This window comes from Bradyrhizobium sp. HKCCYLRH1034 (assembly GCF_051168375.1).
Lineage (GTDB): Bacteria > Pseudomonadota > Alphaproteobacteria > Rhizobiales > Xanthobacteraceae > Bradyrhizobium.
The window spans coordinates 63,050-82,250 of record NZ_JBNPUW010000019.1 but is presented as its reverse complement, the minus strand read 5'-3'; the positions used below and the strand labels follow the sequence as shown (position 1 = coordinate 82,250).

16 protein-coding genes are annotated in these 19,201 nt (G+C 65.7%); 6 read left to right on the top strand and 10 right to left on the bottom strand.

What is annotated here, in order from left to right; genetic code table 11:
* Positions 1 to 754 precede the first annotated feature (754 nt).
* Both ACQR0W_RS31500 and ACQR0W_RS31495 read left to right on the top strand, forming a co-directional pair.
* Positions 755 to 2,917, top strand: a complete 2,163-nt coding sequence (locus ACQR0W_RS31500) for an anthranilate synthase component I (protein WP_316171350.1) — start codon at positions 755 to 757, stop codon at positions 2,915 to 2,917.
* 135 nt (positions 2,918 to 3,052) lie between these two features.
* Positions 3,053 to 3,592, top strand: coding sequence for an adenine phosphoribosyltransferase (locus ACQR0W_RS31495; protein WP_172133418.1), 540 nt, complete (start codon positions 3,053 to 3,055; stop codon positions 3,590 to 3,592).
* 16 nt (positions 3,593 to 3,608) lie between these two features.
* Here the strand turns inward: ACQR0W_RS31495 and ACQR0W_RS31490 are convergent, their stop codons facing one another.
* The 9 genes from ACQR0W_RS31490 to ACQR0W_RS31450 form a co-directional block, all read right to left on the bottom strand.
* Positions 3,609 to 4,277 carry a hypothetical protein gene (locus ACQR0W_RS31490; protein WP_315717273.1) on the bottom strand — a complete coding sequence of 223 codons (669 nt, stop codon included), beginning with the start codon at positions 4,275 to 4,277 and terminating at the stop codon, positions 3,609 to 3,611.
* A gap of 56 nt (positions 4,278 to 4,333) precedes the next feature.
* Entirely contained in the window at positions 4,334 to 5,095 is a 762-nt protein-coding gene (locus ACQR0W_RS31485) for a hypothetical protein (RefSeq protein WP_009025709.1), read from the bottom strand.
* 264 nt (positions 5,096 to 5,359) lie between these two features.
* Positions 5,360 to 6,559, bottom strand: a complete 1,200-nt coding sequence (locus ACQR0W_RS31480; protein ID WP_316171351.1) for a M48 family metallopeptidase — start codon at positions 6,557 to 6,559, stop codon at positions 5,360 to 5,362.
* Positions 6,560 to 6,592: 33 nt separating this feature from the next.
* On the bottom strand, positions 6,593 to 7,150 hold the full coding sequence (locus ACQR0W_RS31475) for a LemA family protein (protein WP_316171352.1): 558 nt from the start codon (positions 7,148 to 7,150) through the stop codon (positions 6,593 to 6,595).
* 189 nt (positions 7,151 to 7,339) lie between these two features.
* Positions 7,340 to 7,768, bottom strand: coding sequence for a COG4315 family predicted lipoprotein (locus ACQR0W_RS31470; protein ID WP_316171353.1), 429 nt, complete (start codon positions 7,766 to 7,768; stop codon positions 7,340 to 7,342).
* A 144-nt stretch (positions 7,769 to 7,912) separates the two neighbouring features.
* On the bottom strand, positions 7,913 to 8,902 hold the full coding sequence (locus ACQR0W_RS31465) for a small ribosomal subunit Rsm22 family protein (RefSeq protein ID WP_316171354.1): 990 nt from the start codon (positions 8,900 to 8,902) through the stop codon (positions 7,913 to 7,915).
* 63 nt (positions 8,903 to 8,965) lie between these two features.
* A complete protein-coding gene (locus tag ACQR0W_RS31460) occupies positions 8,966 to 12,430 on the bottom strand; it encodes a chromosome segregation SMC family protein (RefSeq protein ID WP_316171355.1) in 3,465 nt (1,154 codons plus the stop codon).
* Between the two features lie 245 nt (positions 12,431 to 12,675).
* Complete coding sequence (locus tag ACQR0W_RS31455) at positions 12,676 to 13,332, bottom strand: DsbA family protein (RefSeq protein WP_316171356.1); 657 nt, start codon at positions 13,330 to 13,332, stop codon at positions 12,676 to 12,678.
* A gap of 118 nt (positions 13,333 to 13,450) precedes the next feature.
* Positions 13,451 to 13,930 (bottom strand): DUF721 domain-containing protein, encoded by a 480-nt coding sequence (locus ACQR0W_RS31450; RefSeq protein ID WP_315717265.1) that lies wholly within the window; start codon positions 13,928 to 13,930, stop codon positions 13,451 to 13,453.
* A 125-nt stretch (positions 13,931 to 14,055) separates the two neighbouring features.
* On the opposite strand from ACQR0W_RS31450, the gene mutY reads away from it, so the two are divergent.
* Positions 14,056 to 15,159 (top strand): A/G-specific adenine glycosylase, encoded by a 1,104-nt coding sequence (gene mutY / locus ACQR0W_RS31445; protein WP_316171357.1) that lies wholly within the window; start codon positions 14,056 to 14,058, stop codon positions 15,157 to 15,159.
* A gap of 318 nt (positions 15,160 to 15,477) precedes the next feature.
* Here mutY and ACQR0W_RS31440 read toward each other — a convergent pair whose 3' ends face one another.
* On the bottom strand, positions 15,478 to 16,299 hold the full coding sequence (locus ACQR0W_RS31440) for a hypothetical protein (RefSeq protein ID WP_316171358.1): 822 nt from the start codon (positions 16,297 to 16,299) through the stop codon (positions 15,478 to 15,480).
* A gap of 283 nt (positions 16,300 to 16,582) precedes the next feature.
* Here ACQR0W_RS31440 and ACQR0W_RS31435 point away from each other — a divergent pair, with 283 nt between their 5' ends.
* The 3 genes from ACQR0W_RS31435 (at position 16,583) to ACQR0W_RS31425 (ending at position 19,051) form a co-directional block, all read left to right on the top strand.
* The gene (locus tag ACQR0W_RS31435) at positions 16,583 to 17,128 is read left to right on the top strand and encodes a hypothetical protein (protein WP_316171359.1); all 546 of its coding nucleotides are present in this window, start codon (positions 16,583 to 16,585) and stop codon (positions 17,126 to 17,128) included.
* A gap of 108 nt (positions 17,129 to 17,236) precedes the next feature.
* Positions 17,237 to 17,560 carry a hypothetical protein gene (locus tag ACQR0W_RS31430; RefSeq protein ID WP_316171360.1) on the top strand — a complete coding sequence of 108 codons (324 nt, stop codon included), beginning with the start codon at positions 17,237 to 17,239 and terminating at the stop codon, positions 17,558 to 17,560.
* An 870-nt stretch (positions 17,561 to 18,430) separates the two neighbouring features.
* Positions 18,431 to 19,051 carry a glutathione S-transferase family protein gene (locus ACQR0W_RS31425; RefSeq protein ID WP_316171392.1) on the top strand — a complete coding sequence of 207 codons (621 nt, stop codon included), beginning with the start codon at positions 18,431 to 18,433 and terminating at the stop codon, positions 19,049 to 19,051.
* Positions 19,052 to 19,201 lie beyond the last annotated feature (150 nt).

Genomic DNA, 19,201 nt, shown 5'->3' with positions numbered 1-19,201 from the left:
GATGATCCGCCGGTCACGGGGGCAAGACAGCCCGGTCCCCGGGGAGAGTGCGTATAAGCCGTCAGACCATCGCGCAGGGAAGGCCGGTCGTCCGGCTGACCTGTGGTGACTGCCGCCTGCTTTTTTTGCTGCAGGCGGGCCACGGGCATCAGCCGATGCCCGGCCTTTCCTGCGCCCTCGACTTGGAGGGCGGAATTGATGATCATCACTCGGGCATCATGTGTCGCGAGAATGCTGCTGCATGTTCCTTTGTCATTCTCGTCGGCGCCAGTGCCTTCGGCTCGCCGGTGCGTATTATTGCGCCCTCGCCCCTTACGGGAGAGGGCATGTAGGACAGAGCGGCATGCTCGGTTGGGTGAGGGGTATGCCTCTGCAAGCGCCGCTGCGGAGAGAGACCCCTCACCCAACCGCGTTAGCGGATGGGCCGCACATGCCCTCTCCCACAAGGGGACCCACAAGGGGCGAGGGCGCTGTATCGGGCAGCCGGCCCGCGGCGCCTCTGTTGATCGGCTGAGGCATCACCCCCATTTGTGGCCCCGCCGCCCTTGACCCCGGCTGCCCGCCGTGGTCAGTTCCGCCCCATGAGCACCCTTGTCCGCCCAGCCCGTCTCTGGTGGCGCACCTTGTAAAAGGTGGCCGGTGCGATTTGTTTGACATGAGATCGCAGAGGGGCCGCCACGCAGCGGCGGCTTCCGGTTGGTCCTGTGTGGCGTTTCCTCGGCAAATTCCGTAAGAGGACGCCCAAGAGGACCCCATGAACAGGACCGTTTTCGCCCTTCCGGCCCGCAGCGAGTACCGCACCTCCAGCGGGCTCGCGATCACGCGCGCCGTCGAGCAGTTTTCCGGTGGCGCCAGCCGGCTCGATGACCTGATCAACCTGCTCGACCGCCGCCGTGGCGTGGTGCTGTCCTCGGGCACGACCGTGCCCGGCCGCTACGAGAGTTTCGACCTCGGCTTCGCCGATCCGCCGCTGGTGCTGGAGACCAAGGGCACTGACTTCACCCTGCAGGCGCTGAACCGCCGCGGCGAGGTGCTGATCGCGTTCCTGAAGGACACGCTGCGCGAGCCCTGTGTGGTCATCACCGAAGCTTCGCCGGCGCGGCTCGCTGGACACATCGTCCGCGGCCCGGCCCCGGTCGAGGAGGACCAGCGCACGCGGCGCGCCAGCGTGATGTCGCTGGTGCGGGCGATGATCGCGGCGCTCTCGGCCAATGACGACCCGCTGCTCGGCCTGTTCGGCGCCTTCGCCTACGACCTCGTGTTCCAGATCGAGGACCTCCAGCAGAAGCGGCCGCGCGAGAAGGACCAGCGCGACATCGTGCTCTACGTGCCGGATCGCCTCTTGGCCTACGACCGCGCCACCGGCCGCGGCGTCGTGCTGTCTTATGATTTTTCCTGGAACGGACAGTCGACGGAAGGCCTGTCGCGCGACACCGACGCCAGCATCTATCTCAAGGAGCCGCGCCAGGGGTTTGCCGATCACGCGCCCGGCGAGTACCAGGCGACGGTCGAGAAGGCCCGCGCCGCGTTTGCCCGCGGCGACCTGTTCGAGGCGGTGCCCGGCCAACTCTTTGCCGAGCCGTGCGAGCGCTCGCCGGCGGAAGTGTTCCAGCGGCTCTGCCGGATCAATCCGTCGCCCTATGGCGCGCTGATGAATCTCGGCGACGGCGAGTTCCTGGTCTCGGCCTCACCCGAGATGTTCGTCCGCTCCGACGGCCGTCGCGTCGAGACCTGTCCGATCTCCGGCACCATCGCCCGCGGCCGCGACGCCATCGGCGATGCCGAGCAGATCCGCCAGCTCCTGAACTCGGAGAAGGACGAGTTCGAGCTCAACATGTGCACCGACGTCGACCGCAACGACAAGGCGCGCATCTGCGTGCCCGGCACCATCAAGGTGCTGGCGCGCCGGCAGATCGAGACCTACTCGAAACTGTTCCACACGGTGGATCACGTCGAGGGCATGCTGCGGCCGGGCTTCGACGCGCTCGATGCCTTCCTGACCCACGCCTGGGCCGTGACCGTGACCGGCGCGCCAAAACTGTGGGCGATGCAGTTCGTCGAGGACAATGAGCGCTCGCCGCGGCGCTGGTATGCCGGCGCCATCGGCGCGGTGAATTTCGACGGCTCGATCAACACCGGCCTGACGATCCGCACCATCCGCATGAAGGACGGGCTCGCCGAGGTCCGTGTCGGCGCCACCTGTTTGTTCGATTCCGATCCCGCGGCCGAGGATCGTGAGTGCCAGGTCAAGGCGGCGGCGCTGTTCCAGGCGCTGCGCGGCGATCCGCCGAAGCCGCTGTCGTCGACCGCGCCGGATGCCACCGGCTCCGGCAAGAACGTGCTGCTGATCGATCACGACGACAGCTTCGTTCACATGCTGGCCGACTATTTCCGCCAGGTCGGCGCCAACGTCACCGTGGTGCGTTATGTCCACGCGCTGAAGATGCTCGCCGAACGAAGCTGGGATCTGATCGTGCTGTCGCCGGGGCCAGGCCGCCCCGAGGACTTCAAGATCTCGACGACGATCGACGCTGCGCTCGCGAAGAAGCTGCCGATCTTCGGCGTGTGCCTCGGCGTGCAGGCGATGGGCGAGTATTTCGGCGGCCAGCTCGGCCAGCTTGCCCAGCCGGCGCATGGAAGGCCCTCGCGGGTCCAGGTGCGCGGCGGCCGCCTGATGCAGGGCCTGCCGAACGAGATCGTCATCGGCCGCTATCATTCGCTGTTCGTCGAGCGCGACAGCATGCCGGAGGTGCTGACCGTCACGGCGGCAACCGAGGACGGCGTGGCGATGGCGATCGAGCACAAGACGCTGCCGGTCGGCGGCGTGCAGTTCCATCCGGAATCGCTGATGTCACTCGGCGATGCCGTGGGTTTGAGGATCGTGGAGAATGCGTTCCGGCTCAATCAGCCGGGGTGAGAGGTGGTTGCCGTCATCGCGAGGAGCGTGAGCGACGAAGCGATCCAGAGTTGTTTTCGCGGCCCTGGATTGCTTCGCTTCGCTCGCAATGATGAATTCCTCGCGGTCACGGCCAAACGAGGCAATGAGAGCACGATGACGTTCGATCTGGACATCAAGAACACCGTCCGCACCATTCCGGACTATCCGAAGCCGGGCATCCTGTTCCGGGACATTACGACCCTGCTGGCGGACGCGCGCGCGTTCCGCCGCGCGGTCGACGAATTGGTGCATCCCTGGGCCGGCTCCAAGATCGACAAGGTCGCGGGCATCGAGGCCCGCGGCTTCATCCTCGGAGGCGCAGTGGCGCATCAGGTGTCGGCCGGGTTCGTGCCGATCCGCAAGAAAGGCAAGCTGCCGCACAAGACGGTCAGCATGTCCTATGCGCTGGAGTACGGCACCGACGAGATGGAGATGCATGTCGACGCGGTGCAGCCCGGCGAGCGCGTGATCCTGGTCGACGACCTCATCGCCACCGGCGGCACGGCCGAGGGCGCGGTGAAGCTGTTGCGCCAGATCGGCGCGACCGTGGTGGCGGCCTGCTTCATCATCGACCTGCCGGATCTCGGCGGCGCCGCCAAGCTGCGCGCGCTCGACGTGCCCGTGCGCACGCTGATCTCCTTCGAAGGGCACTGAGAAGCGCGCGGCGGCGTCAGGACCGCTGCATCAGAAGCTCGTTCTCGATCTCGCGCAGCGCATAGTAGTTGCGCCGGATCCATTGATAGAGCTCGGTGGAGGGGTCCTTCTCCTGGCGCAGGTAGCCGGTGAAGGAGAACGAAAAACGTTCGATATAGGTTCTGAGGAACGCGGGCAGGGCGGCAATGTGCAGATGCTTGCTGCGGCTGTAGAGGTCGGGGAGCTCCTCGCGCAGGACGTGGTCGTTTTCGACCACGATCAGCTGGGGCTTCGGGATCTGGCGCCGCAGGGCATCGTAGGCGCGCATCGAGACCCGGTCGCCTTCGGCGCAGAACAGAATGATCGGGACCACGTTCCGCCGCGCGGCCTCCTTCAAAAAGCCGATCTGTTCGGACATCTTGAAGAACTCGTCGAACGAGTAGTAGCCGAGGTCGATCACCTTGGGGATGCCGTCGTTGAGGATCACCCGGTCCATCAGCTGGATCTTGCCGTAGGTGTCCTCGATCGTCGCGGTCTCCGTGATCTGCGGCAGGAAGTCGAGCAGCGACGGCTCGCGCAAGGTGACGTCGAAGGCGAGCACTTGGCCGTTCTTCAGCAGTAGGAACTCGCTCAGCACCCGCGCAAGCAGCGTCTTCCCGGATTGCGGCCGGGGCGAGCAGACGATGTAGACAGGCGTCGCGGGCATCCGACCTATATCAGGTCAAATGCGGTTGCGATAAAGTCCCATCCTTCACGGAGCTGCTATTTTTCCCCGGCCGGCCGCGGCGCCGCCGCCTTGGTCGAGCCGACGATGTCGGTCAGCTTGATGCGGTCGTACTCGCTCCAGACGTTGGCGAGCCAATGCCGGACATAGCCGCGCAGCACGAAGGAGTAGTTGGCGGCCTCGTCGCGGGGACCCTTGTTGGCGACGAATTTGAGGAACGGCACCGAGGCGACCTCGACCTGCTCGAACGCCATTTCGTTGAGCTTCGGGATGGTCAGCTCGGTCGCGTCCTTGATGCGGTGGAAGTAGGAATTGTAGGTCGACTGGTCCCACTCGAAGAAGCTGGTGTTGTTGATGAAGTTCTTCACCAGGAAATATTTCGCGCCGATCATGTAGCTCGCCGTCTCGGCGATCTCGTCGAGCGAGGCGATCGACGAGCCCAGGATGTGGAACACCGCGAAGGTGATCTGGCCGGAGCGGGCGGCGTCGAGGAATCCGATGTCGCGCAGCGCGGCGAGCGTCGGCGACATCAGGCCGGCGCGGACGTCGATCACGGTCACCGACGGCGCCACCGCGCTCAGGGTGTCGAAGATCTTCATCTGGTCCGGCGTCGAATTCATGTCGACGATCTCGGTGATCTCCGGGTGGAAGCGCTTCAAGGTGCCGCGCGGATGCTCGGTGTCGAACGCCCGGGTGGGGACGTTGTTGGCGCTGAAATAATCGAGCAACGTCCGCGACACCGTGGTCTTGCCGACCCCGCCCTTGTCCGCACCCACCACAACCACTGCCGGTTTCGCCATGGAAAGTCCTTCAGCCCTGAGGCCGGCCAGGGGGCCGGCGCATTGCATTCTGCTTTGGGCGCGAACATGGCAGAAACGCTGGAGAATTCAAATTCATTGCAGCACGGGACCGGGGAAATTTGCGCCTTCGCCGCAACAGGCTGGAGCAATCGGAGGCATTCCGGCCCGCGCGTTCGAGCCGGCGAGGAAGCACTTGCAAGCGAATGGCAGGACAATTGCCCGTCGCACGGGATTGGCGGCTGAATTCCGCGGCGAAGGCGGCGACTAGTGCCGGCCCCAGGGACCGGTCGCGGGGGTGGTCCACGGTCCCTGGGGAGCGGCTTGACCCTGGCCAGATGGCGGGGCCGGGCCATCGGCCTGGCCCCAGGGACCACCGGACGGCAACGGTGGCGGAGCGTCGCCGTCTGGAGCATCGGCTCCGGTATCGTCGGGCTGTGCCTCGTCCGTGGGCAGCGCCAGCGGGCCCGGATCATGGCCGCCGGCGAACCTGATCAGCGCCTGGACCCGGGCATCGATCGAGGGATGGGTGGCGAACAGGTCGGCAAAGCCCTCGCGCGGATTGTCGACGCACAATTCCATGACGGCGGAGGTGGCGCCGGGCAGTTCGCCGCGCCCTTCGATCTTGCGCAGGGCGGTGATCATGGCGTCCGGATTCTTGGTCAGCTCGACCGACCCGGCATCGGCAAGGTATTCACGGGTGCGCGACAGGGCCAGCTTGACCACCTGGGACAGCAGCCAGGCCACCACGATCAGCACCACCGCGATGATCACGACGATGATGGCCCCGCCGCCGGAGCCCTTGCGGTCGGAGTCGGACGAGGAGGACGACGACGACGAGCGACCCCAGCCGCCGCCCCAGCTCATGTTGGTGAACAGGCGGAAGAACAGTTCACCGAAGAAGCCGACCACGCCGGCGATGATGACGGCCACGACCATCAGCTGGACGTCGCCGTTGCGGATATGGGTCAGCTCGTGGCCGAGCACCGCCTCGATCTCCTGGTCATCGAGCGCGTCGAGCAGGCCGGTCGTGACGGTGACCGCGTATTGCCGCGGGTTCAGGCCTGTCGCGAAGGCATTCAGCGCCGGGCTGTCCATGATCTTCAGCTGCGGCATGGTGATGCCGCGCGAGATGCAGAGATTTTCGAGCAGATTGTACAGCCGCGGCTGCTCCTGACGCGTCACCGCGGTCCCGCCGGTGACCGCGTCGATCATCTTCTGGTGGAAGAAATAGGCGATCACGATCCAGGCCGCCGCGCCCAGCGTGGCCCAGGGCAGCGCCCTGATCAGGTCGCGGGTGGCCGCGTTCATGTAATAGGCGACGCTGCCATTGCCGTTGATCATGACCTCCGCGATCAGCGCGCCGGCGAACACCAGCACGTAGATCAGCAGGAACAGGCCGCCGAGCAGCAGTACCGAACGGGTCTTGTTCGATGCGATGTGGGTGTAGAGACCGTAGGCGGCCATGGCGTCGGACCCTTCAGCGCGGAGGGCGCGGGATCAGAACTTGACGCTCGGCGCGGCCTCGACTTCGGTCCGGCTGGCGCCGAGATCGAAGAACTCCTTGCGCGTGAAGCCGAAGGTCCCGGCGAACAGTGCGGCGGGCATCTGCTGGATGCCGGTATTATACTCTTGGACCGCGTTGTTGAAGAAGCGGCGGCTGGCGGCGATCTTGTTCTCGATGTCGGAGAGCTCGCCGGCGAGCTGCTGGAAGTTGGCGTTGGCCTTGAGGTCCGGATAGGCCTCGGACAGCGCGATCAGGCGACCGAGTGCGCCGGAAAGTTGGCCTTCGGCGGCCGAGACCTGGGCCGGGCCCTGCGCCGACATCGCCGCATTGCGAGCCTTAATGACCTCGTCGAGGGTGCCGCGCTCATGCCCAGCGTAGCCCTTCACGGTCTCGACCAGATTCGGAATCAGGTCGTGGCGCAGCTTGAGCTGGACGTCGATGTCGGCAAAGGCCTGGCCGACCCGCTGGCTGAGGGCGACCAGCCGGTTGTAGGCGCCAAGGGCGAACAGCACGAGAATGACGATGATGCCGAGGACGATCCAGCCGGACATGACGGGCTCCGAGGGAGAGGGCGGGAGAACGAGGCGGCCGACACGCGACGGCGCCGCCGGTCCGCAGGTGGACCGGCGTGCATTGGTCGCATCAGGGGGGGTGCCCGTTCAAGTCGCTTGAGCCTGGCCGGTCCGTTCGATGGACGCCCAGGCGACCGAATTGGCGTCGGAGGCAACGATGCGCAGGGCTCAATAGGGACGGGCGACCCGCCATTGCTGCGTGGGGTCGTTGCCCTTGATATCGCCGGGGGCGCTGTCGAGCTGCGAGGTGTAGAGCGGCCGGTAGCGGTAGGCCCACATCTTCTTGCCGTCGCTGCGGGTGATGACGGTGAAGTCGCCGCTGGCGGTCGCGTTGTCAGGTGCCATCAGCGGCGGCCGCTTCTCGGCACAGGCACCGTCGCAGGTCGACTTGTTCCCGGTGTTGTCGCGTTCGGTATAGTAGAGCGTCATTCCTTTTGGGTCGACCAGGACGGGACCGTTCTTGCCGACGATGGCCTTGGCCGGCGGGCCCTCCTGTTTCGGTGGGGGCGGTGCCGAGGATCCACCACCGTGGCCGTTTGCCAGGGCCGTTCCTGCCGAAGCCAGCAGCGCGGCGGTGATCATCATCGTCCTGAACATCGAAACGCGTTCCCGTGTGAGCAGCGCATCCAGCGCCTGTTGCAGCTCACCGTAGCAAGCATCGATTTCTCTCGGGTTTCGCGAAATCGCGAAAATGAGAGACAAACACGACCTGTCGTTAACCATCTGCGGCCGCGACGGTATCTACGGCCGTGGCGGCGGCTCCACGCCGTCGCCCCAGTCCCAGCGGCGGGCGGCGGCAAAGGCGGGCTTGTCGCGGCGGGGGATATTGACCGTGGCAGCGGTCCCATCGGCTTGGCACAGCTTGGCGGTTGTCGCGACCTTGGTGACCGACGGCGGCGCGAGCACGCGTGCGGCGGGCCGATGCGTTGCTGGCTTGCGGGTGAGGGCAACGAAGCTGAACTTCTCGTCCTCGAACGGGACGTCAGCCCCTTTCAGTTCGCGATGTGCCCGCGATCGCGCCAGCCGCTGCGCGAAGTGGCACCAGTCCGGTGCCACGAGGGGGCACGGCGCTGCGTGCGGGCAGGGCGCCGCGACATGAGCGCCTGCTGCGATCAGGCGGTCACGGGCCGCGATGATGCGCTGATAGCCGGGGGGCGTGCCGGGTTCGACGATCAGCAGCGTATCGCCGGTCCGGGCCCACAGCGCATCGACGGTCGCAGAGCGCTCGGCATCCGTCAGCTCGCCGATCATGTAGCTGGCGATGACGAGATCGGCACTTCCGGCACGTTCGAGCAGCGCTCGCGCCGGTCCCAGCGCATAAGAGAGGTCGCGCAGGCGCATCGTCTCGTCAGCGAGCGTCAGCGCCAGCCCGCGCAGCGCTGGATTGGAATCGACGGCGTTGAACGAGGTCAGCAGCGGAAACGCTTCCGCCGCAGCGAAGCTCGCGGTCGCTGGTCCGGCACCGACATCCAGCAGCGAGGCCGGGGCGAAGTCCGGGCTCGCCTGCATCACGGCATTGAGGCTGGCAACGACCGCCGCGTAGGTCGCCGGCATTCGCACCGTGGCATAGGCAATGGCGTCGGCGTCGCTCGTGATCGTTCCGGAATTGCCGCCGCTGCGGTAGGCGGCCGAGATGCGGGCCGCCCGGGCGGCTGCATCCTGCCGCGACTGCCCGTGCAGCATGGCTTCGAGGGACGCCTTCAGCGCGGCGGGCAGATCAGGAGAGATCATCGGTCCTCTCCACGCGTCAGTCCGGGCGCCGCGCAGGCGGCGATCCGGAATGACGGAGCAAGATCACGCCACCTGCTGGTCGAGGATCTTCACGGCCTCGTCGAGCGCGACCGAGACGAGCTGCGACACGCCGCGCTCGGCCATGGTGACGCCGAACAGCCGGTTCATGCGCGCCATGGTGATCGGGTTGTGGGTGATGATGATGAAGCGGGTCTCCGTCGAGCCCTTCATCTCGTGCAGCAGGTTGCAGAAGCGTTCGACGTTGTGGTCGTCGAGCGGCGCGTCGACCTCGTCCAGCACGCAGATCGGCGAGGGGTTGGTAAGGAACACCGCGAAGATCAGCGCCATCGCCGTCAGCGCCTGCTCGCCGCCCGACAACAGCGACAGCGTCTGCGGCTTCTTGCCCGGCGGCTTGGCGATGATCTCGAGGCCCGCCTCGAGCGGATCGTCGCTCTCGATCAGGTGCAGCGCCGCTTCGCCGCCGCCGAACAGCTCGGTGAACAGCCGCTTGAAGTGGTCGTTGACGGTCTCGAACGAGGATTGCAGACGCTCGCGCGCCTCCTTGTTGAGGCTCTGGATGCCCTGGCGCAGCCGCTTGATGGCCTCGACGAGGTCGTCGCGCTCGGTGGTCAGCGCGGTATGCGAGCCCTCGACCTCGGTGAGTTCTTCCTCGGCGCGCAGGTTGACGGCGCCGAGCCGCTCCCGGTCGCGGCGCAGCTTCTCCAAGGTCTCTTCGATCTCGTGCAGCGGCGGCAGTTGCGTGTCCGGACCGATCTCGGCCATCGCCGCGACCGCGTTCGGCTCGCATTCGAGCATGTCGTGGATCTCGCGCTCGACGTCGCCGACGCGGCGCTTGGCGCTCTCCAGCCGCTCCTCGGCACGGGCGGCCGCTTCACGCGACTTCGACAGCGCTTCCAGCGACGCTTTCGCAGCGCGGTCGGTGTCGCCCATCGCAGTCTCGGCCTCGGCCAGCGCGTCGGCCGCGACCTGGCGCTCCTCCTCGGCGATGGCGAGCTCGTCGATCAGCGCGCTGCGCTTCTCGGCGAAGATCTCCGGCGCGTTGTCGAGCTCGGCGCGCTCGTCCTTCACCTCGGCGATGCGCGCCTCGATGGTCGCGATCTGCGAGCCGGCGCCGCGGATGCGGTTGAACCAGTCGTTGCGCTCGTTGATGATCGCCTGCACGCGGCGATCGGCGAGCTCGGCCTCGCGGGCGAGGGCTTGCGCTTCGGCGCGCACCTGCGCGGCGGCGCGGCGCTTGGTCTCGATCTCGGCGCGCACGGCCGCCAATCGGCCATCGGCCTCGGTGGTCGCCGGCAGCTCCTCGATCGCCTCCAGCGCATTCTGGTGCAGCTCGGCGATCTCGGCCCGGTCATGGGCCAGACGCGTGGACGCCTCGACCAGCGCGGACTTGCGCGCCGAATGGCGGTTGATCTCGCGCTCGGCATTGGCATGGCGCTCGCGCGCCGAGTTCACCTCACGCTGCGCGGCGCGCCAGGCTTCGCGCGCGGCGCTCTCGGCGGCGGTCGCGGCCTTCACCTCGGCCTCGGCGCTCTCCAGCGTCTGGCGCTTGTGAGCCGCATCGATGCGCGCCTGCTCCAGCTCGGCCTCGATGTCGATCAGGCGGGCGCGCTCGGCGAGACGCCGCGCGGCGCCGGTCGGCGCATGCGCCGCGGCGATGAAGCCGTCCCAGCGCCAGACGTCGCCTTCCGGCGACACCAGCCGCTGCCCGGTCTTGAGCTGCGACACCAGCTGGCCACCACGGTCGCGCGACACCACGCCGATCTGGGCGAGGCGACGCGACAGCTCCGGCGGCGCCTGCACATACGCCGCGAGCGGCTCGACGCCATCAGGCAGCGCGGGATCAGTGATCTCGGCGCCGGCGACCGTCCAGTGCATCGGCGCGGACGCATCGACCGGCGCATCGAGGTCGTCGCCGAGCACGGCGCCGAGCGCCTTCTCATAACCCTTGGCGACGGTGACGCCGTCGATGATCGGCGGCCACAGGTTCTTGGTCTCGCTGTTGACCATCTTGGCGATGGTGCGCGCCTCGGTCTCCAGCCGCTGCGCCCGCTTCTCAGCCTCGGCAAGTGGGGCGCGCGAGGCTTCGAGCTTCTGCCGCGCGCTGGCCTGCGCGGACTCGTTGGTCTGCACCGCGGCTTCGGCCTGCGCCTCGGCCTCTTCAGCAGCTTCGAGCGTGGCCGCAAGCGTGTCGAGATCGCCGAGATGAGCGGTCTCCTGCGCCAGCCGCTCCTCGTCGGCGCGGACATTGGCGATGTCCTGGTCGAGGCGAGCGAGCCGATCGCGATGGCTGCGGACGTTTGATTCGAGCTGGTTGCGGCGCGCGGTGAGATCGGCGAGCTGCGTGGTCAGCTCGGTGAACTGGCGCTCGGTCTCGGCCAGATCAGCCTCGGCCTCGGCGACGCGCTCGTCGACGCCGCTGCGCATCTCGACGCGCGCCTTGATCTCTTCCTTCAGCTCCGCGTCTTCGGTCTCCAGGCGCTGCAGTGCAACCTGCGCGTCCTGGTTCTGCTGCTGCTCGCGGGCGACATCGGCCGTAAGCTGCATCAGGCGGCGGTCGAGCTCGCCGGCACGCTCCTTGGCGCGCACCTCCTCGCGGTCGAGCAGGTCGCGGGCATTCTTCAGCCGCTGCATCGTCGCGGCGGCGCGGGCCTCGGCCTCGCGCAGCGCCGGCAGATGCGAGGAGCGGATCGCCTGGATGCGGGCCGATTCGGCCTGCTCGCGGGTCCGCTCGGCCATCTCGCGCACGGCGACGTCGTGCACATGCGCGGCGTCGTTGAGGTCGGCATGCGCCCCCATCCAACGCAGGTGATAGAGCGTGGCTTCGGCCTTGCGGACCTTGGCTGCGACCTCGCGGTAGCGGATCGCCTGGCGCGCCTGCTTGCGCAGCCCTTCCATCTGGCCGGAGAGCTGGCCGATGACGTCCTCGACACGCAACAGATTGCTCTCGGCCGCCTTCAGGCGCAGCTCGGCCTCGTGGCGGCGCGCATGCAGGCCGGCGACGCCGGCGGCATCTTCCAGCACGCGGCGGCGCTGCTCGGGTTTTGCTTGAATGATTTCGCCGATCTTGCCCTGGTGGACCAGCGCCGGCGAGCGCGCGCCGGTGGCCGCGTCTGCAAACAGGATCTGCACGTCGCGCGCGCGCACGTCGCGACCGTTGATGCGATAGACGGAGCCTGCCTCGCGCTCGATGCGGCGCGAGATTTCGAGAATGTCGCGGTCGTTCACGGCAGCCGGTGCGGTGCGATCGCTGTTGTCGATCGTCATCACCACTTCGGCGTGGTTGCGCGACGGACGGGTGTTCGAGCCGGAGAAGATCACCGCATCCATGTCGGCGGCGCGCAGCGATTTGTGCGACGTCTCACCCATCGCCCAGCGCAAGGCCTCAACCAGATTCGACTTGCCACAGCCGTTCGGACCGACCACGCCGGTGAGGCCCGGTTCGATCACGAAGTCAGTGGGTTCGACGAACGTCTTGAAACCGTGGAGACGAAGGCGCGTGAGTTTCATGCACAGATTCTCTGTTGGCGGGAGACGAATCTCCCAGCCCCGACAATACCATGGATGGCAATGTCAATGTGGACTTGAGTCACCGAAGCGCCCCATTCTGAGGGCGGGACAATGGCGATGGCCAGTCCTCAGGGCAACCCGCCGGCCCTGCTTTTCCAAGGCTTTCTGGTGTTGAAGGGGCCCGCGAATCAGAAGCGGCCCCATCAAGGGGCCGCGCTGTGTCCTGGCGGACTCACTGATTCGAATCAGCTCTTCAGAAGCGGGTTGATCTTCTTCTGAAACTCCTCGATCGACGCCTCGCCCTTGATCTTGTCGCCGTTGATGAAGAAGGTCGGCGTCGAATCGACTTTAAGAACGTCGCTCGCATATTTCTGGTCGGCGGCGATCTTGTCGAGCAACGCCTGGTCCTTGAGGCAGGCCTCGACCTGCTGCTGGCTGAGACCGGCCTGCTTGCCGATCCGCGTCAGCGTCTCCGTCGTGTTCTTCACCACCCAGTCGTTCTGCGAGCGGAACAGCATGTCGGTGACCGCGAAATACTTCTGCGCGTCGTCCTTGGCGATGCAGCGCGTCAGCATCGAGCCCGCGGCGGCTTTGATGTCGAGCGGGAACTCGCGGAAGATGTAGCGGATCTTGCCGGTATCGATGTATTCGGCCTTCAGCTTCGGGAACACGGTGGCGTTGAACGCCGCGCAGTGCGGGCAGGTCATGGAGGCATATTCGGTGATGGTCACCGCAGCGTCCGCCGGTCCGATCGCCATGTCGGGCAACGACTGAGGCTTGGCGACATCGGCGGCGCTCTGCGCCATCGCGTCCGAGATCAGCCGCAGCGGGGAGAAGCCGGCCAGCGCGGCGAGGCCGGTCAGCGACAGGGCAGCGGTGAAGGCGCGGCGGGTGATGATCAAGGCTCTGCTCCGAAATGGGCGCATCTCGCGCCTGAAACGCTCGTAACTCGGCTTTTCGCTAGCTTGAAACCCACCCGGAGGCAATGCCGGGCCGCAAATGGGGATCAAAGCGTCAGCGTCAATTTCGCTTGATGGCGGCGCCCAGGCGGGCCAGCGCGTCGCGCAGGGCGTCGTCCTCGATCGCGGTCAGGGTCTGCGCGACCTTCGCGACCGTCTTCGGATCGGGCGGCACCGGGCGGCGCTTCACCGGGGGGCGCAACAGCGGCCCCTGTCGCAGCGCCAGCTTGCCCACCGCGTGCCAGCCGAAGAAGCGGTTGACCCGCTCCAGGATCACGTCCGACGAATGCTGGATCTCCAGCGCCATCGGCCCCTCGACGCGCAGGATCAAGGTCGCCGGCTCCTGCGGCTGGCCCTCGACCGGCCGCGGCCATTGCATCTTCAGCGGCTGGGCGTGCTCGGCGATCTCGCGCCCCGCGATCTCCGGCCAGCGCGTCACCAGCTCGCGCGCGGCAAAGCCCTGCTTGGCATAGGCGGCCGTCAGCACGTCGCCCATCATGAGCGACAGCGGTTTTGCGGTGAGGCGGCCGGGCTTTGCCATCGATGCAGGCTTCTCGTGGTCTGCCGCCCGTCCGAGCCGCCGGGGCTCGAAGAAAGCCGTGGATGCCGCAGACGAGACGGCGGTCCAGCGGGCGACGATGGCTCCTGACGTACTAGATTAAGCCAATGGTGTCATCAGCCCTTCCTTCCAAGCGCAAGAGCCGACCAGAGAATCGCGGCTCCGCCGAGCGCCCCGCACAACTGCTCGCCTGGTACGACCGCCACCGCCGGCGGCTGCCGTGGCGCGCGCCGGCCGGGCAGCGCTCCGATCCCTATCGCGTCTGGCTGTCGGAGATCATGCTGCAGCAGACCACGGTGAAGGCGGTCGGGCCGTATTTCGAGAAGTTTTTGGCGCGCTGGCCGGATGTCTCCGCGCTCGGCAGCGCCGAGCTCGACGACGTGCTCCGGATGTGGGCCGGCCTCGGCTATTATTCGCGGGCGCGCAACCTGCATGCCTGTGCCGTCACCGTGCTGCGCGAGCATGGCGGCGTGTTCCCGGACACCGAGGAGGGGCTGCGCGCGCTGCCCGGCATCGGTCCGTACACCGCGGCGGCCATTGCCGCGATCGCGTTCGATCGGCTGACCATGCCGGTCGACGGCAATATCGAGCGCGTCGTCTCGCGGCTGTTCGTGGTGGAGGAGGCGTTGCCGCAGGCCAAGCCGCAGATCCAGGCGCTGGCAGCGACGCTGCTCGGGCCGTCGCGCGCCGGCGACAGCGCGCAGGCGCTGATGGATCTCGGCGCCACCATCTGCACGCCGAAGAAGCCGGCCTGCGCGCTGTGTCCCTTGAGCGAGGACTGCGCCGCACGCGAGCGCGGCGACCAGGAGACGTTCCCGCGCAAGGCCGCCAAGAAGACCGGCACGCTCAGGCGCGGCGCCGCCTTCGTCGTCATCCGAGGCGACGAGCTGCTGGTGCGCTCCCGCCCCGCAAAGGGCCTGCTCGGCGGCATGACCGAGGTTCCCGGCTCGGAATGGCTCGCTGGCCAGGACGATGCCGACGCGCTCGCCCAAGCGCCGGAGCTGGCCGGCGTGAAACGCTGGCACCGCAGGCTCGGCGTCGTCACCCACGTCTTCACGCATTTCCCGCTGGAGCTCGTGGTCTATACCGCGCGGGTCCCGGCGCGGACACGCGCCCCGGAGGGCATGCGCTGGGTCCCGATCGCGACGCTGGACGGCGAGGCGCTGCCCAACGTGATGCGCAAGGTCGTCGCGCACGGGCTTGGGGATTGAAGCTACGCGTGTGATGGAGGCTGAAGGCCCTCCGTGAGCTGTGTGGCGTAAGGCGGGCAAAGGCGCGCCCTACGCCACACAGCTCATGCAGAGCTGTCGTGCGGGCCCCCTAGCCTCCACACCCTAGCCTCCAATTTCCTCACGATCGTAAAGCTCGAAATGCGATCTTTCCTGATAGCCCACTTTCAAAAGCGCGAAGAGGCCCGAAGAGCCTATCGGCTCGATCGAAAAAAGCGCCTACCGCGTCCGCCGACCGCGTTGTTGTGGTGATGCGTGTGCGACTTCGAAGATGGATTTCGGACCACCTTTGGAAAGCGTCTATCGCGGCGCCAACGACCGATTGCCGTTCGAGACCGCGATACCGATTTCCTGGGCTTGGTGCGAGAGCAACGCGACGTTGGCGCCTCCGGGCTTGAACGCGGGCCCGAATGTGATCAGAAGATCATGGGTCCGCGTACGGTTCAGAGATCCGAGCGTGGACCCGTCGCCGGCGGAAAACCGGACGAGTTTCCAGACCGGGTTGATCGTGCCGGAAGAGATCACCACGAACTTGACGTGATAGGACAGCACGTCTTGCTTGAACGTGTCGCCGGCGTCCTTGGGCAATGCCGAGGACGGGAGCGCTAGTTCGGATTGCAGCCGGTCGCGCAGCCATTCCGAGATGCCCAATTGGCTCTCGAGGAGGAAGGACGAACCGTGAAATGATGGACGGTCTTGAGCGCACGTGCCGCCGGGAAAATTCCGAAGCTTGTCGAGATTCCAGTAGTTTCCAAATTTGTCTTCGCGCGTACCTTGGGAAGAGAGCGTACCGCCGAGGCCGAGCGAACGTGATTGACTGTCCGCGAGAGGTTCGATGAAGGAAATTCCGGGGTTCAGGGCGCCGGTCTCGTCCACCTGAAGATCCACCGTTGTCTGCACACCCCATCGACTAGGCAGCAGTGAATCGTTGTCGTGCACTGCTTGAACGATATCGCAGTAGATTTTCTCGCGAATTTTAAATTCAAGATCGCCGCCTGCGGTAAGCACGGGCGTACGCGAAGTTTCCCAAGCCTCCTGCATTTGCGGTATGTAAGTTCCGCAGCCGGCCAAGCTCATGGACAATGCTGCCGCCACCACAGCGGTCATGCTCGTTCGCTTCATGATGTCTGCTCCGCGTCACTGCTGTTGCTGCGACTTCTTCAGTGCATCAAGGAGCGATTGAAGAGGGACACCGTTGATACTGAAATTATCGAAGCGCGCAGCGCAAGTCCAAAGACACGACGTACGGCCGTTGTCGGAGTTTTTGGCGACATTGCAGAATGACCGTTCGCAGTTCATCTCTTGAGCGGGAAGAATGTCTTGGCAGGTCGGCTCCTTTTGCCGGGGACAGAGGATCGTGTCGCTACGAGCCGAATTTGAAAGGCTACACATCAGAACGGCAGTAATGACTAAGGAACGAAACATTTTAGACCCCCATCTAAAAATACAATTGAAAATTGCCGCACATCGGCGTAACAATCAAGCTGCCAATAGTCGCGATCAGCGCCGAAATTTTTCTCTGCGCTCGTCGGCGGCCAATCGATTCCTGTCGGACGCCGCGATGGCGTCTTCGTTCGACGAAAACTCCCAAACATTCCTTAGCGGAGGGAAGCCGGTCCAAACGTCCGTCTATCGGATGTTTCCCGGGTCGAAATCGGTCGTAACGGGTACGGATGAGGACGGAGATGTTGCGGATTTGAACAAGTCCATGACGTCGCTGTTCGTGCAAAATGCTCCCAACGACCCGCGACGCAATTATCGGCTCGTGGGCGCGATCTGGATGGATAAGCCCAAGCTCCTGACTGCGAACATGCCGATTGCAAATCCGGCTGGTATGGATACGGACGATCCCGCCGCAATCGTCGCGGGCGAAGACGGGCTCTCCAGCATGGCCATGGAGTCGTTCACGCAGAATAGCTTCGTCAACTGCTTTAGCTGTCACGATACGTAGGCGGTGACGGATGCCGCCGACAATGTCGTTCTGCGACCAAAGAAGCTGAACCTCAGCCACATATTTTCGAAGTTTGTCATCGATTCGAAATGACGAAAGGAGGCAAAAATGGGCTTTGAACAAGTCAAAGACATTCTTGAGCAAGGCATGGCGACCTGGGTGCAGGCCAAAGGCAGACCGGCCCATCTGAAGGGCCACGGCGCGACCTTCAAATGGGACACCAAGGCGAACCTTCTCGCGGCATCGGGTCACGGAAAGCATCTCATTCAACCGGAAGTCATCGGTCAAAACGGAGCCGCCGCGAATCTGGTGGTCGACCTCCGGACAGGCATCGACAGTCCTGCGTTACGCATGCCGAAAGGAGGCCCTTTCATACCGGATGATCAGATCCAGATCATCGAGGATTGGATCACTCAAGGGGGCCCCGACTGACTTTCCCAACTCCAGGATTACGCAGTATTACGGTGACCGTGCATAAAATCTTCGGTAGCGAGCAGCACCGACGAGAGGCTGCGTCGTGCAGGTCGGTGCTGATCGCATCAACGCGCAGAATGTGCTGACCTTGCCCGCCATTCCCGATGCCGTTTCGTCCCGTCCCAAGGCTCGACTTCCGTTTTTCAGAATATTTCTTGACTCCACCCCCAAATCAGGTGTCTTATCCATGCCGTTCCGTCCCGGCAGGAGGGGCGTACGCGTCGTCACGACACGCGGGGCGGGATGCGGTGGCTGCGACGGCGTCGTCAGGACGAGCGACGTCGACCGGCCTCGTGCAGAGCTGCGGCGGCTTGCCGTCGTGGTTCGGGTGCGGGGCCTTTCGCGGACGTTGAAATCGTGTGGTCCTGGCATCCCGATGCTGATGCCAAGCGGGCGGTGATGATGATCCGCCGGTGACGGGGGCAAGACAGCCGGTCCCCGGGGAGATCACGTATAAAACGGAAGCCCATCGCGCAGGGAATGCCGGATGACCGGCTGGACCTGTGGTGACTGCCGCCTGCTTATCTTTCTGCAGGCGGGCCATGGGTTGCGGCCAGCGCCCGGCATTCCCTGCGCCCTCCTCATTTGCGAGGGTCCTTCTCGGCAACACCTCGGGCGCGGCGCGCCGCGAGAGGGTGAGCTCATGTCCTTCATCGGGATGTCCGTCGTCGCATCGCCATCGATCGGCATGGGTCGTGTCCGGATCCGTGCGGGTCGAGCACGCGGCCCGCAGAATGCAGATCGCCCATGACGGCGCACGCGGGCGGCCAGGGGTGGACGGTCCGGACCGGTGCAGATAGGGTCGGATATCATCTGTCAGGGATCACCATGCTCAAGCTCTATGTCGCGCCGGGCACCTGCGCGCTCGCTTCACACATCGCGCTGGCCGAGACCGGCGCCGACTACGTCGCCGAGAAGCTCAGCTTCAAGACCAACCAGCAGAACAGCCCGGACTATCTCGCGATCAATCCCAAGGGGCGCGTTCCGGCGCTGGTGACGGAGCAGGGCGTTCTGACCGAGACGCCGGCGATGCTCGCCTATATCGCGCAGCGCTTTCCGGAAGCGCGGCTTGCGCCGCTCGACGACGTCTTCGCCTTTGCCGAGGTGCAGTCGTTCAACAGCTATCTCTGCTCGACGGTCCACATCGCCCACGCGCACAAGATGCGGGGCTATCGCTGGGCCACCGAAGAGTCCTCCTTCGCCGACATGAAGAAGAAGGTGCCGGAGACGATGGGCGCCTGCTTCGCGCTGATCGAGCAGAAGATGCTGCGCGGCCCGTGGGTGATGGGCGAGCAGTACACGATCTGCGATCCCTATCTGTTCACGATCGCGCAATGGCTCGAAGGCGACGGCGTCGACATCAACGCCTTCCCGAAGGTCGCCGACCATTTTGACCGCATGTCCGGGCGGCCGGCCGTCAAGAAGGCGCTGGCCGAGCTGGCGGGCTGACGGCCATCCTCGAGGCCATGGCGTCGGAACAGCGCCCGCCAGCATGGCGCATCGGGAGAGCGGAAAAAATAGCCGCGCGAAGCCGGAACCCAGCTCCGGCCATCGACGTTTCAGGAGGCCGTGGCGCGCCTGCGACCGATCTCCTTTTCT